Here is a 12956-nt window from a genome sequence, read left to right on the forward strand (position 1 = left end):
GAGTCATACGAGAATATTGGGAGTCATACCAGAATGGCCACTTTCAGAGAACGAACATTGAAGAGCGGCAAAACCAGCGTGACGGCGCAGATTGTGCGACGAAACCCTGCATATCAGGAATTGAAGACCTTTGACAAACGCAAGACCGCCGAAGCGTGGGCGAAGAAGCGTGAAGGCGAGATAGACGCGGAGATTGCTGCCGGTCGAACTCCCAAGAAGCGCAGTGAAATGCGCGTCACCCTTGGCGATGCCATAGACAAATACTTGGCCGAATCCATGCGTGAGATTGGCGGGACCAAAGCTCAGGTCTTGCGGACCATTCGAAACGAATACCCAATCGCAGAAATGCGTTGCGACCAAATCACGTCGCCGGATGTGGTAGAATTCGTTCGGTCGCTTTATGATCGCCCCGGCCTAAACAGCCCCTCCACAGCCGGGAACTACTTCGCGCATCTGTCGGCTGTCTTCTCCGACGCCCGTCCACTTTGGGGCTTTCCGTTAGACGAACAGGTTATGAAGGATGCCCGGCGCGTTTGCCGAAAACACGGACTAATTGCCGACTCGGAAGAGCGAGAGCGCCGCCCCACTCTCGAAGAGCTTGATCAGCTTATGGACCACTTTGTGCGTGCTTCGGACCACGATCCACGCTGCATACCTATGCACCGCGTGTTGGCAATGGCCATATTCAGTACCCGCCGTCAGGCCGAGATATGTCGGATCACTTGGGAGGAATATGACCCCGACGCCAAGCGCGTCATGGTGCGAAAGATGAAGAACCCCGGTGACAAGCGCGGGCGAGACACCGTTGTGGAACTACCGGACCCTTGCGCGGAGATCATCGCCGCTATGCCGCGCAAGAAAGCGCGTATTTTTCCATTCAATACGGATTCGATCAGCCGCCGCTTCACAGAAGCATGTCAGGTTCTTGGAATTGAGGATTTGCACTTCCATGACATGCGCCATGAAGGCACATCGCGGCTGGCAGAGATTGGTCGGACGGTTCCTCAGCTAGCGGCAGTTACGGGGCACCGGTCAATGAAGAGCTTGGATCGCTATACGCACGTTCGGCAGATCGGAGATAAGTACGAAGGATGGAAGTGGCTGGACGTGGTCACAATGGCCAGTGACGGACACGCGATTTCTTAATGGTGTAGCTTTTCGAACTCCCGGCGGGCGTCAGCCCGCCGCCGGTCGATGTATTCGGCAAGGTCATGCAAATACACACCCTTGGCGCTCTTTTGGCTTTCTTCCATGCGCATGACTGGCAGGGCAATGCTGCCGTCATCTACTTTCCGCAGGAATGTGCGCGTATTCATGCCCCCGAAATGGTCGCGCGCAACCACGTCAACAGGAATGACGGGTTGGCTCTCATACTGGCCCAACAACATCCAAAGCGTATTCACGTCTACATTCCCATACCTACGGTCCCTCTCCTGTGCGCAACGCAGCGCGGTTTCGTTTCGGTGACTGCTAGATAGAACATCTGCGCCGATCCAGTCAAGATAAATTCCATCTAACCATCTGTTTTTACTGTATTTGTTTAGCATGGCGGGAAATTATACCCACCAACCCTGATTGCAACCAAGCGCGACCGTCCACATTTGTAAGTGATTCGCTTTTGTGGTATATGATGTGTCAAGAGAAAAATTTTCCCACACATCGGATACATGAAAATGGCAATCGACAACCTGTCGTCGTTCAAGAAAATGCTGAGCGACGAAAACAACGAAGACCTCAAGTTCAAAGCCCAAGAGATTGCGGCGCAATACATTGGCGAAGCCGCGCAGCGCGGCGTTCAGATGACGCTGGATGATGCGTACGCGCTGAGCGCGGTACGGCTGCATGTTCTCACTGGTGAACGGGTTACCGATGACTGGTGGTCTGAGGCCGAAGGGACGCTGAATAGTTTCCAGAAGGCTCGTGAAGATCGCGAGATCATGGAAGCTATCAATGATGAAAATGGCGACCTGAAACGCAAGGCGGATGCTGAGGCAGCGTTGCAGGCTGAGCTTGATGCGCTCTCGCCAATCGAACGCATGAAACGCGCACGGGAACTGGGTCAACGCCTGCCCGGACCCGGTGAGACGACGCGCCAGCCCCTCAGCCCGGCAGAGAAAGCCGCCGCGCTCCAAGAACTGCAACGCCTCCCGGCAACGTTGAAAATGGCTCGTGCGCGGGAACTGGGCCTGTGACTCTGTACGTCTCAAACGGTGATATGGCCGAAGTCATGGGGGTGGACGTGCCCAGCTTTTCCAAATTCCTGCGCGTTGCAGGCAGGCCGCAAGCCCCCACGGAGTTTGTCCGGTCGCGCCGCTCTGCATGGCAGGAGCGCGGCTATCCGATTGATAGCGCGGTTAGCTTTCTCTATCGGCACAGTCGCCATTTCGGAGCGCTGCATGAAACGAAACTGCGCGAACTGGCGCGGCCCGCCGCGCGCGAGGTGGTGTAATGACTGGCGTTGCTGGACGTATCCTTGCCGAGTTGCGCCGTACCGGCGCGGACCCGCGCTCCATGTTTGAAGCGGCCCCGCGCGGCGGTTGGCTTTGGACCGGCCCCGGCGGCGATTACTCTTATATCACAAGCGAAGAACGCGAGCACATCATTCAGGTGATCGAAGATGAGCGCGATTGAGGACGGCAGTGTCCCGATGAAACGGGAAGACGATGAAATGTTTGCGCGGCTGGTGGCAATCGAGGGTTTGAGTTTCCAAGATGCTTGGATTGAAAGCCGCCCCGGCCCGCGCCCTGAGCGGTCGCCCGCCGCGCGTGTACAGTCCAGCCGCGCTGGAAAACGGACTGAGGCACGCCGGGCCTTTCTGGCAAAGCAAAAGGCCGATGCGACCGCACCTGTCGAAGTTTCGACCGACCCGCAATCCATTCTACTGTTGATGGAGTCCGTTTCTTCGGCCCTTTTGCAGGCGAGCAAGGCGGCCAAAGCCCACGGGGCTGACCGCCTCGCCAATTCGATCAAGCAAAGCCTTGTTCGGCATGTGGGGAGGCATTCGAGGGTATCGCAAAGGGTCGAAAGTCCGGGCGCAGTGCGGACCGCCGATGAAGGCGACGTTGAGGCAATGGCGCGCCGCATTTTGGAGATGGAGCCATGAGTCAAATCGAAGCTTTGACGTATGTCTGCACCACCAGTTTGGCAGAGTTGCAGTCTGGCGTGGCTGCACTTGAAGACGCGGACAGCCGCACGATTGACGCACGTCTGCGAAATTTGGAAGCGACAGCCTCGACGCTCAGTTCAGGTTTGGACAAGCTTTCAAAGTGGCTTGATGAATTGCCGCCAGAACATCCTGACAGCGCACAGAAAGGCCCCGTGAAGCCCGTTGGCGATGGCGGGTTGCTTTTGCGTGCAGCGCAACGTCTTGCTGAGATCACCAACTATGGATGAATTGCCCGGCACCCCGGAAGCGGCTCACGCTCTTGGCTCGCGTCTCTATTTCACCGGCAAGCCGTGCCGCAACGGGCATATCGCGCCGCGCCGCGTTCAAGACGGGCGTTGCATCGCCTGTAAATGCGCGGCTGAAAACCGTCGCCGGATGCGGCGCGCAAGTGGGAACATCAAATGACACGTAAATCGGGCCTTGGTTCTGGACACAATCCAGTCACTGCAATTCTGGATAAGAACGGAATGTTGAACCGCGCAAATGGCTCCCCTTTCCGAGGGCTTGGCGAATATCCAATTGACCTTGTTTCTTACGAAGCGGGTACTTTTGATGTGGTGAACAACGAAAGCGAATTGCGGGCAGCAATCGAACGCATCGGTCGTGTTCTAGGCAAAAGTTACGATGTGGACGCCACAATCAATGCAGCGATGAAGCCTGCACCCGTCAGGGTGCTGAATGAGAACGCCACACGGTGGGCCAGTCAGGCGCTTCATGTTGGATTCTTAGACTACTGACCATGATTTTTCGTGATTGGTTTAACCCAAATAACAACCATTCATGATGTTTCGGTTGCAAAAAGCGCGCCACTGATGCCTATTTCGAGCCAATCACAGGCATAAGGCGAGATTAAAGCCACAGTGGAAATTTAGCATGTGAGAAATTATCTTGACAAGTTGGATTGACCGAAAATCAGCCGACCGAAACGGGCTGACTTAGTGATTCGAAAGTGGTAAGAAAGAAGGTGACCCGCCTAGCCTTGCCGGGCTGTATCCGAGAAAGAAAGGATACGCGGCGGGTCAGTAAATTGAACAGACCTTTGATACCCCAAACGACGCCAGAACGTCAATAGAACCGGGGGTCTCGGTCGCACAAACGAGAAAGAAATGAACAACACAGTAGTATCTCTGCCCGAGGTGTTTTCGGGCAAATATGGCGCTATCGAGATTGACTTTGATACACTCGACCTGACGCCCAAACCGGCTCTTTCCCCCGACCATCCTGATTATAAATCACGCGAGCGCGAGAACGCAAAGCTTGTTGATCTGGCAGAATGGCGTGAAGGCGCGCGTGAGCGTGCCGCATATCGTGCTGGCGAATTGCCGAAAGACCGGCCCGCGCCTCCGCCCTTGATCCCGCTTGTCGAAGTGACCGATGAAACGCGCCAGTTTGCTAGTAGCGCCTTGGCGTGCGCCCGCGAATTGATCGCTTCTGCCCCGTCGGAGAATGACGTGCGCGAAGTCTGGTGCGACGTTGCCCGCGAACTTGTAGAGGCTGAGTTTTTCTCAATGGGAGGATTGAGCGTAGACTCGGACGACGCTGATAGCGAGCCTCTGGCGGATTGGGAACCACTGCCAGATCAAGCCGAAATTCTTGACCAGTTTGTAATTGATCACCGGGACGCTTGGCCCGGCCAACAGGAACAGGGCGGACTTTTTGCTTGGTCTGATGCACGCCAAATTCTCCATCGGGAAAAATTTGCGGTCCTGAATGCCGAGCGGGCAGCGGTGGCGCGGCGTGAAGCGGAAAAAGCAGAACGCAAAGCCAAAGCTGAACTGCCTGCCGAACTTCGCGTGGTGGACTCGTACCTTCAAAAGATCAATGGTCCCGTTTCAACGCATAATCTCAAGTCCGGTTTGCGCGGGCTGATCAAGCGGAACCATTTGGAAGACGATGAGCAAGCACAAAACCGGCTGGTAGAAGGGCTGGTGGCGCACGAGCAAATCGCGCTTGGCAAGGTTCCTGCCCGCCAGATGGTAGCGCGCGCTGTTCGTGATGTGGTTGCGGAGAACAAGCCGAAGCGCAAACAGGATTCAATCGCAATCGTCAACGAATGGTCGGACTCCGACATGGCAGACTGGTCTCAAAACAACCTCGCCAGCGCCACCGATTTGAACGGCGACCCACGCGTATATGACTATGAAGGCGACGTGTGCGACATGCACAACAGGCAACGGCGCATGCTGAGCGAAAAACAGTTCGCCGCCATCAACAACAACGTCAACAAATATGCTCGCGAGAAACAAGACGGTGAGCGCCGTGGGGTGTTCGCACCGAAACCGGTGATTGACCACAATTTCCACCGTTCTGACAAACCATATCCTGAACTTAAAGAGGTGAAATCCGCTCCGTTCTTCACCAACGATGGTCGCCGTGTTGGTGACCATGGATATGATGAACCTGCCAAAACCTACTTGGACCTTGGCGGGCTTGAGGTGCCGCCGGTCAGCGACGTGCCGAGTGCCGAAGATATGACGAAAGCGAAAGAACTGTTCTTTGAAATGATCGGCGACTTTCCGTTTGATGGGGTGGCGGATCGTGAAGAACGCGAGGCACGTTTTCTGCGCAATGAGGGCGCACCCTTGCCGTCTGCGGCCCATGCAGTTTGCTTGATGCTCGAACGCGCCGCCCGCGATCTGATCAATGGGCCGACACCGGTCTATGCTCCGACGAAACCCAAGCCGGGGACCGGCGCGGGGGCATTGGTTGGCGCGATCACACTGGCGGCAACCGGGCGTAAGGCTGCAGCAGAATCCATGCCCGCGACCGATGAAGAATATACCAAGGTTATGAGCGCGAATATCAGTGAGTCCGGGGAATACGTTTTCTTCGACAACATGAACGCCGCGCTCACCTTGGGCACCTTCGCCTCAAACGTCACCGAAGGGCGGGTGCGCGCCCGCCTTTTGGGTTCAAGTCGTATGATTGAGGCTGATGTGCGGCTTACTTGGGTTGCCGCTGCCAACAACATCAAGGGCACCCCTGAAATCCTGCGGCGTTTGGTGATGATCGAACTGGATTCCAAGCTTGCGCACCCGGAGGACCGGGACCCGAAAGATTTCCGCCACCCCGACCTGCCTGCGTGGGTTGAGAAACATCGCCCCGAACTTGTGTGGGCGATTCTGACTTTGATTCAAAACTGGGTGGCCAAGGGTATGGAGCCTTGGGCCGGACAGCCGAAGGCCAGTTTCGTATCATGGAGCCGTGTCATGGGGGGTATCCTGCGCGATGCGGGTATCCGTGGGTTCCTCGAAAACGAAGAGCGTTTGCGCTCATATGGCGCAACTGGCGGCGACAGCGGCGTTGAGGTTTTCATGCAGCACCTTGCGGCGAACTATCCGCCCGGCACGTTGTTCCGTGCTGGTGGCACAAGCCCCATTCGCGGGCGGGAGGATGAAACAGTTGTCAGCTTGCAGGCGGAATTGAACGTCGCGGATGATGGAAAGCCGCTGTTGCTGGATGGTTGGGGATACAACCGCGAAGATCAGCAATTCAACCACGCGCGGGGCATCAAGGACAAATTTCGTGAGGCGGCACGCGGGGCTTATGAAGTGACGCTGTATGAAATGCGCCACGGCGAAGACGGTGAAATGAAAGAAGTACCCGTGCCTTATGCGGTTAGCTTCAAAGAAGAACCGGACCCTAAGTCGCCTTCGCAATACTACTGGGAACTGGTGGTGACCGAAGTCGAAGGCTGAGTAACCTACAACTGTGACACGGCCCCGCGTGAGCGGGGCCTTTTCTTTTTGTGGCGGAATTCCTGCGGCGTCAGCCGCGCAATACGTTGCGATGGTAGGTCATCGGTCGAGGGTAAGTGCCCGTGAGCCTAACATGTGCCCGGAAACTGCGGACTTGCGGGCTTAGTGCGGGCTTGTAAGCCCGCAAGTCCGCAAGCCTTAAAAATAAGGGCTTTTACGACTCCAAAATACCGTTTGCGGGCTTCTTTTCGATTTCTTGATCTGTAGAAGAAAAGTTTTTTAAAAGGCAGAAAACCGGTACATAACACTGCCCCACCCCCAGCCCTCGCAATAGGTGGGAAAGAGTCGTGCACGAAGACGCCGCGATTCCGAAAAAAAATATTCCAGTGCGGACGGAACACCCCGATTTAAGCCCGCAAGCCCGCACTTTTCTGGCAACATGCTGTAATTAATCGAGTAATTCTTGCGGGCGTATGCCCGCAACAAGCCCGCAAAGCCCACTGCAAGTCCGCAAGTCCTTTAGACAGGGGTTTGCACTACCTGCCACTTCCGAACGCTTCGTTCTTGAACCACTAACCAATGCCACCTATGTTGTTGGCAGGAGCCGTTCGCCTTGGCTAAGAGCGACCAAAAAGACGGCAGACTGCAAAGCTACTAAACCTCAACTCTCTGCGAATTGCGGGCACGGTGGCGGTTAAACGCTCTTCGACACTGACGAAGCCCCGCAAGGAACAGGAGTAATCCATGTCCATTTCGAAACTGTGTGCAGATCATCTGCGCGGCGTTCACGAGTCCGACTACGGGCAGAAGCTGAAAGCGTCTCATGCCCGTGAAATCGTGGCGGCATTCTTCGGCTACAAGAGCCATGCTGCGCAGATCGCCGAAACCGAATTCCCGCTTTCGAAGATCGAAGAGGCGTTTGTAATGGTGCCGGACGTTGATCGTATCACGTGGCGTATCGACCGCTTGAACGATCTGCCGTCGAACCTTCCTTCGGCTTACGAGCTTGCCCGCATCTTGTCCGACCACTTGGTGGACGAAGACTGGTTTGGTGGGAAGCTTTGGCTGTACGAGTTTGTGGAAAATTACGTGCTCGAAGTCTACTTGCCGGAACATGACTACGAGGTTTCCGAACAGCTTTCAGGTGTGATGGCTGAAACCAACGCCTACTTCGAGGAAGCGTATTTCGAGGAAGCCGTTGTGAGCCGCAATTCAGAAGGGATGAGTATCGAAGCAACCGGGACGTATTCCGGGAGCAGTGACCCGGATAAAATGTTTGCTGGTGATACTATCAACATGTCAGCGATCATCACCTTGGATCGCGTTGCTGGTCATACGTGCTTTTTCGAAGCCGACATGTCGGTTGGGGGCGCAATCAACGACGATTGGTACGACCCCGGCGACGAACCGGAACGCCCCGCTGCCGAGTGACAAGACTTGCGCCTGCCCAACCAAGAGACGGGCAGGCGTACCCCGTTAACACCGCTGGCAAGAATAAACAGCCATTCTGGATACACACCTTGCCAGCACGCCACCACCTGAAATACCGCAATCGCCAACCATAGTTGATTTTCCCAGCCCACGCTGCCCTAAACGCGCGTTCCACGAAATCTGATAGAATCCGCCGAACGCTGGGCGCTCACGCGCCCGCGACGGAATCTTTTTCGTTTCAGATTTCCCCACCGCTTTGTTCTTGAATTGTTCTCTTTTTGACTTGACGGCGGGCCATTTTGGAATCTTGATGATTGCTCATTTTGCTTTGGGTGCGACATTCCAAACCACTTATCATGATCTGCCATTTTTTCATTCTGACACGATTCAATTCCGTTTTTTCTGGCACGACCAAACCAACAAGCCCCCCCGCCAGAACGCCGCCGGTAGCCGACACCCTGACGGGTGCAAACAGCAACTAAGCGAATGATCAAAGGAGACGCCCTTGTCGCGGCAAACCGCCCCTTCTATCGCCAAACCCACTATCAATAGGTACGTATCCAAATAGACCTGATAATTGACCCGATTGTCTATCATATAAGCCGTGACTCCATCCATGTGATAGCCTATCATTGGGTTTAGAATCATGTGGTAATGGAGTGCTTAGAATGGAACATTGGGGATACGCTCGCATCAGCACCAATGCAGAGCGGCAGGCCGCAACTTGGGAACACCAATCGGACACGCTGACGCGTGTCGGTGCCATCAATATATTTCAAGAACAAGCCAGCGCAGGCCATCATCGACCCGTGTTCGAAGATATGATCGAACAGGCAATGGACCGAGCGGAACAAACCGGCGCACCCGTCAACATACACATTACGAAAATGGATCGGGCATTCCGGGACATTGAACACGCTATCAAGACCGTCAAGCGGGCCTACCGGCACGGGGTACAGTTCACCTTACACGACATAAGCAACAGCCCCTTAGACCCCACGGATGCCGCGCAGAGCCTTCATTTCCATGTCCTTGCAGCCATTGGGCAATTTGAGAAAGACCGGTTTGCAGAACGTCGGGCTATCGGCATTGCAAAAGCAAAGAAAGACGGGAAGTATAAAGGACGCCAACCGACCGCCCGCGCCAAGACGCCAGAGGTTCTGGCACTGAAAGAACGAGGCTTCAAAGCCCCCGAAATCGCTAAGCAATTGGGCATCGGTGTCGCGTCTGTCTATCGCATCCTCGCTGACGCAAAAAACGCGGCCTAACCTGTCACCCCAGCAGCCCGCACACGCCCGCTACGCAGGCCAGTCGCCCACCTTCAACCATACAAAGCAACCAGCCCGCCAAGCCCGCTCAGCAGTGGTCTGAGTGGGTTCTTTGGTCTTAGATATGGCGGGTGGTGTGTTGGTGGTGCCCGCGTCAGCGGGCGGTTAGTTGGAGGTTTGGTGGTTTATTGGTGACGCCTGAGCCGCCCCGGCGGTGGTGTGCCTGTAGGGGCGCGCAGCGCCACGCTGAGCGCCTGTCTCGCCGCAAGCGGTCAAGTATCGTGAAAGCGCTGTATGGCCCTCAGAAAGGCCAAATGGAACCACAAGGGGGTATCCCCCTCCCGCCGCCCGGCGCGCGCAGTTGCTGTACGGGTGCACCGGATCGAATTGTTGCAGCGTTGCAAGGGACCCGTTGCAGCATAGCCGCAATGTTCGCCCTCCTTACCTTGCATTCTGTAGATTCCAAAATTTCGGCCAGTGTTACAACCGCCGCTCACTTCGGCGCGACCGCCGCTTGTGGTATCCTAGGGCAATGACAGAACAACACTTCACCTCCCCCGCAATCGACCAAGCGACGAAAGACAAACTGAACAAGATGCACGCAGAGCTTCAAGCCTTGAGGCAGGCAATCGCGGACGTTGCACGCGACTGCGATGATAAGGTTTTGATGGAAGTGGCAACGCGCTCGCTGGACCGTGCGACCGCCGCTCGCATTCGCGGGGCAACCTGACCAATGCTTTGGCGGGTTAGTTTTCCTTAGCCAATTCATCAATGTAGGCGCGTGCTTGCTTGACACCCGCGAACCATTTGTCGCCCACATAGTGCCCATTGTAGCGCTGATAGATAGGTTGTCCGCCGTATGTTTCAACGTAAACTTGTTGGCCTTCTTTTGTTGGTTTTTCGGGAGTGGATTGTTTCTGAGCGGCGGAGGCAGACTTGGCGGGCTGCCGGGTGGCTGGTGTCTTCGGCGTATACACCACAACCGGTGTAGGTTTGCGAGCGATATCCAGCAACTCTTTTGTCATTTCGGCAGTATCAATGTTTGCCAGCCCAACCTTGACCAAAACGACGTGGATCAATCCGCCTTCTAACAAGAGCAATCCCGGAATCGCTGCAATCAATCGGTCTGTAGCGGTCGGGTCAGAGGGCGTTGGGAAGTATGGTAAACTGCCGTTGGCAAGACCTGCGACCATAAGAAGTCCACCGATACCCGTGACACCCCAACCAACGAATTCAAACAGCTTTAAGATTTCGCGCACCGCACCGTAACGATTAATACCCATTCAATTTTCCTTCCTCAACTTTCGAAAACAATTTGCGCTATCTGCAATCGTGCGGGGTTAACTCAAGCACTCAAGATTTCATCTTCTCAATTAGCTCATCGTAGATTTTTCGGAGTTCAGGGTCTGCGTCCAATTCCTCCTGAATGCGCTTTAGCTTTTCTTCGGATTGTTTTTGTACCCTTGCACGATCCTCTTCCTTCCACGCCTCTGCGCGTTTATTGAATTGGTCCAGTTGTTCATTGAACTTGTTGACCCCTTGGGAAAACCGATCAAGCCCGGTTTCTGCGGAAGCAAGCAGTTGAGAAAAACCAGTATTGGCCCTTTCATCCTGCGCTTTGCAACTCGTCTCATTAGCTTTCTGCCCTTGCTCGCGCGCTCGTAACGCACGCGCCTGAGCTTTTCGGGCCAACCATTCAGTTCGTGTTTGCCGCACCAGCGCAATGGCTTCATCCGGCTTGTAAAGAGTGGTCTTTGCCGGAATGCGTAAGACCTCATAGCCTTTGGACCTCAGCACCTTGTCCCTTTCGGTGTCGCGCTCAATGGCTTCCGGTGATGAATGCCATCGTGCGCCGTCCACTTCGACCACCAACCCCTTGTCAACAAGGAAATCCAGACGGTAGCTCGCTACTGGAACCTGCATTTGCAACGTCAATCCACCGCCAGAAAGACGCCCTTTGTCGGGCTTGAGGTCGAAGGCGGAAACCATCGCATCTAAGAAGGCCACTTCGGCAGGGGACTCACAGGCGAGCCGGAATAGCCGTGGCCATTCCTCGTCCTCTTCTGTCAGCGTCACAAGTTTGTTAGGGCGCGGTGGTTCGTTGCTGACAGGTTCTGTCAGGTCTTCGTAGATTGACCATGCAATAAGAGCAGCAAGCCCAAAGCTGATGGGAAAGACAAACCCGACGAGAAAACACACGATTACTGCGAGAAACCGAAAGGGGAGGTTCATAAACGCTCTTTCAGATCACGGGTTGTAGAGCGAGAAAACCCCGCCTTCGAACAGATACCAAGCGGACTTTCGCGTCTCGTTCGTTACAAATGGATACATCACGCGCCGCTTGGCCGGGTTGCCGCCGCCCTCGCAAGTGATCCGATGAACAAATAGGGTTTCGCTGCTAAGCGTCATTTCCTCGCGTAATGGCAAGAACAATTCGAATTCAGAGTTTGCGAAAAAGGCGTCATTTTCATACCGGGTATAGGATGAAGACTGACCGGCATAGTCGCAGTTGTAGAACACGCCTTCCGCATATCCACGATTGAAGGTCTGAGACTGACCAATGACGCTTTGCGGGTTGATGAACCACGCTTCGCCTGTGAACCCGACAACCGACCAGCGCGTGTCTATGAAGTCAGCTTGCGCCGGGGCTGATAACAATACGCTGATTGTCGCGACCGTCGGGAAAAATCGTTTCATACAATACCACCTAAAACTTATTCTGTTGGTCGTTCCAAATCGCCCCAGACGCAGGACGGTTCGGTTGTCTTCATGACTTCCCGAAGACCGGAAATGTTGAAGCGCGCGATTTGTGGAGCTTCCCGATATGGCGAGAACCGCACAACCAAGGTATCGTGATCGAGGAGCGTATTACGGATCGTGCTCATTGCGCCATTGTAATCCCACCAGCCGAAACCTTTGTCATCGGTTGTCGTATACAGCCGTTTGGTGCTGGTTGGTTCATCGTCAATGCGAAGCTGGACTTCTATCTGCCCTGAATCACGGTCAGGGGGAGCATAGCAACCATGAGAAATGAACACATTGGTTTTGCCTTCGAGACAGCGAACATACAGCGAAGGGGTGTTGCGATAGCTGCATTGCAACGGGCCTTCCGCAACGGTTGAGATATATACATCCGTTTGATCAGTGAAATCTGACTTGGTAGACCTAACCCGCCAATGCGTCGCGGGCGTTGGGTCTGGCGTCGGGGAACGCCCAAGTGCGCGGTCATAACACGCCAGCCGCGCCAAATCCTCGTTGATAGCCGTGCAAGCGCCTGCTGAATCTTGTCCAAAAACTGCTGTGGCACAAGCGGCGACTGCCCCAACCAGCGAAATGAAAAACCTCTTCCTCAAAACTAAAAATCTCCATAAACAGAACACGTTCTGATTGAAA

At 54.9% G+C, this 12956-nt stretch carries 16 protein-coding genes; 10 read left to right on the top strand and 6 right to left on the bottom strand.

Annotated features, from left to right (window positions below):
- Positions 1-33 precede the first annotated feature (33 nt).
- Complete coding sequence (locus ACXADQ_RS17190; RefSeq protein ID WP_475323806.1) at positions 34-1146, top strand: tyrosine-type recombinase/integrase; 1113 nt, start codon at positions 34-36, stop codon at positions 1144-1146.
- Here the strand turns inward: ACXADQ_RS17190 and ACXADQ_RS17195 are convergent.
- Positions 1143-1403, bottom strand: a complete 261-nt coding sequence (locus tag ACXADQ_RS17195) for a pyocin activator PrtN family protein (protein ID WP_475323809.1) — start codon at positions 1401-1403, stop codon at positions 1143-1145. The genes ACXADQ_RS17190 and ACXADQ_RS17195 overlap by 4 nt on opposite strands.
- 264 nt (positions 1404-1667) lie before the next feature.
- Between ACXADQ_RS17195 and ACXADQ_RS17200 the strand changes: the two genes are divergently transcribed.
- From ACXADQ_RS17200 to ACXADQ_RS17235, 8 genes are all read left to right on the top strand, one after another.
- Complete coding sequence (locus tag ACXADQ_RS17200) at positions 1668-2192, top strand: hypothetical protein (protein ID WP_475323812.1); 525 nt, start codon at positions 1668-1670, stop codon at positions 2190-2192.
- Entirely contained in the window at positions 2189-2449 is a 261-nt protein-coding gene (locus ACXADQ_RS17205) for a hypothetical protein (RefSeq protein WP_475323816.1), read from the top strand. The genes ACXADQ_RS17200 and ACXADQ_RS17205 overlap by 4 nt, the downstream gene beginning before the upstream one ends.
- Complete coding sequence (locus ACXADQ_RS17210) at positions 2449-2631, top strand: hypothetical protein (RefSeq protein WP_475323819.1); 183 nt, start codon at positions 2449-2451, stop codon at positions 2629-2631. The genes ACXADQ_RS17205 and ACXADQ_RS17210 overlap by 1 nt, the downstream gene beginning before the upstream one ends.
- On the top strand, positions 2618-3103 hold the full coding sequence (locus tag ACXADQ_RS17215) for a hypothetical protein (RefSeq protein ID WP_475323822.1): 486 nt from the start codon (positions 2618-2620) through the stop codon (positions 3101-3103). The genes ACXADQ_RS17210 and ACXADQ_RS17215 overlap by 14 nt, the downstream gene beginning before the upstream one ends.
- On the top strand, positions 3100-3393 hold the full coding sequence (locus ACXADQ_RS17220) for a hypothetical protein (RefSeq protein WP_475323827.1): 294 nt from the start codon (positions 3100-3102) through the stop codon (positions 3391-3393). The genes ACXADQ_RS17215 and ACXADQ_RS17220 overlap by 4 nt, the downstream gene beginning before the upstream one ends.
- 174 nt (positions 3394-3567) lie before the next feature.
- Positions 3568-3903 carry a hypothetical protein gene (locus tag ACXADQ_RS17225; RefSeq protein ID WP_475323831.1) on the top strand — a complete coding sequence of 112 codons (336 nt, stop codon included), beginning with the start codon at positions 3568-3570 and terminating at the stop codon, positions 3901-3903.
- 369 nt (positions 3904-4272) lie between these two features.
- Positions 4273-6864 carry a hypothetical protein gene (locus ACXADQ_RS17230; protein ID WP_475323835.1) on the top strand — a complete coding sequence of 864 codons (2592 nt, stop codon included), beginning with the start codon at positions 4273-4275 and terminating at the stop codon, positions 6862-6864.
- 744 nt (positions 6865-7608) lie between these two features.
- Positions 7609-8295 carry a hypothetical protein gene (locus ACXADQ_RS17235; protein ID WP_475323839.1) on the top strand — a complete coding sequence of 229 codons (687 nt, stop codon included), beginning with the start codon at positions 7609-7611 and terminating at the stop codon, positions 8293-8295.
- Between the two features lie 238 nt (positions 8296-8533).
- Here the strand turns inward: ACXADQ_RS17235 and ACXADQ_RS17240 are convergent, their stop codons facing one another.
- Entirely contained in the window at positions 8534-8773 is a 240-nt protein-coding gene (locus ACXADQ_RS17240) for a hypothetical protein (RefSeq protein ID WP_475323843.1), read from the bottom strand.
- Between the two features lie 190 nt (positions 8774-8963).
- On the opposite strand from ACXADQ_RS17240, the gene ACXADQ_RS17245 reads away from it, so the two are divergent.
- Positions 8964-9563 (top strand): recombinase family protein, encoded by a 600-nt coding sequence (locus ACXADQ_RS17245; protein ID WP_475323847.1) that lies wholly within the window; start codon positions 8964-8966, stop codon positions 9561-9563.
- A gap of 746 nt (positions 9564-10309) precedes the next feature.
- Here the strand turns inward: ACXADQ_RS17245 and ACXADQ_RS17250 are convergent.
- The 4 genes from ACXADQ_RS17250 to ACXADQ_RS17265 all read right to left on the bottom strand — a co-directional run bounded on the left by ACXADQ_RS17250 (position 10310) and on the right by ACXADQ_RS17265 (position 12943).
- Positions 10310-10846 (bottom strand): hypothetical protein, encoded by a 537-nt coding sequence (locus ACXADQ_RS17250; RefSeq protein WP_475323851.1) that lies wholly within the window; start codon positions 10844-10846, stop codon positions 10310-10312.
- A 70-nt stretch (positions 10847-10916) separates the two neighbouring features.
- A complete protein-coding gene (locus ACXADQ_RS17255; protein ID WP_475323854.1) occupies positions 10917-11795 on the bottom strand; it encodes an endonuclease domain-containing protein in 879 nt (292 codons plus the stop codon).
- A gap of 15 nt (positions 11796-11810) precedes the next feature.
- Positions 11811-12260 carry a hypothetical protein gene (locus tag ACXADQ_RS17260; RefSeq protein WP_475323856.1) on the bottom strand — a complete coding sequence of 150 codons (450 nt, stop codon included), beginning with the start codon at positions 12258-12260 and terminating at the stop codon, positions 11811-11813.
- 17 nt (positions 12261-12277) lie between these two features.
- Positions 12278-12943, bottom strand: coding sequence for a type VI secretion system-associated protein TagO (locus ACXADQ_RS17265; protein ID WP_475323859.1), 666 nt, complete (start codon positions 12941-12943; stop codon positions 12278-12280).
- Positions 12944-12956 lie beyond the last annotated feature (13 nt).

The sequence above is a fragment of the Thalassovita sp. ABM4_323 genome (assembly GCF_056158665.1).

Coding starts and splice junctions, on each gene's coding strand:
- ACXADQ_RS17190 (WP_475323806.1), top strand. CDS start 34: ATGGCCACTTTCAGAGAACGAACATTGAAGAGCGGCAAAACCAGCGTG.
- ACXADQ_RS17200 (WP_475323812.1), top strand. CDS start 1,668: ATGAAAATGGCAATCGACAACCTGTCGTCGTTCAAGAAAATGCTGAGC.
- ACXADQ_RS17210 (WP_475323819.1), top strand. CDS start 2,449: ATGACTGGCGTTGCTGGACGTATCCTTGCCGAGTTGCGCCGTACCGGC.
- ACXADQ_RS17215 (WP_475323822.1), top strand. CDS start 2,618: ATGAGCGCGATTGAGGACGGCAGTGTCCCGATGAAACGGGAAGACGAT.
- ACXADQ_RS17220 (WP_475323827.1), top strand. CDS start 3,100: ATGAGTCAAATCGAAGCTTTGACGTATGTCTGCACCACCAGTTTGGCA.
- ACXADQ_RS17225 (WP_475323831.1), top strand. CDS start 3,568: ATGACACGTAAATCGGGCCTTGGTTCTGGACACAATCCAGTCACTGCA.
- ACXADQ_RS17230 (WP_475323835.1), top strand. CDS start 4,273: ATGAACAACACAGTAGTATCTCTGCCCGAGGTGTTTTCGGGCAAATAT.
- ACXADQ_RS17235 (WP_475323839.1), top strand. CDS start 7,609: ATGTCCATTTCGAAACTGTGTGCAGATCATCTGCGCGGCGTTCACGAG.
- ACXADQ_RS17245 (WP_475323847.1), top strand. CDS start 8,964: ATGGAACATTGGGGATACGCTCGCATCAGCACCAATGCAGAGCGGCAG.
- ACXADQ_RS17250 (WP_475323851.1), bottom strand. CDS start 10,846: ATGGGTATTAATCGTTACGGTGCGGTGCGCGAAATCTTAAAGCTGTTT.
- ACXADQ_RS17255 (WP_475323854.1), bottom strand. CDS start 11,795: ATGAACCTCCCCTTTCGGTTTCTCGCAGTAATCGTGTGTTTTCTCGTC.
- ACXADQ_RS17260 (WP_475323856.1), bottom strand. CDS start 12,260: ATGAAACGATTTTTCCCGACGGTCGCGACAATCAGCGTATTGTTATCA.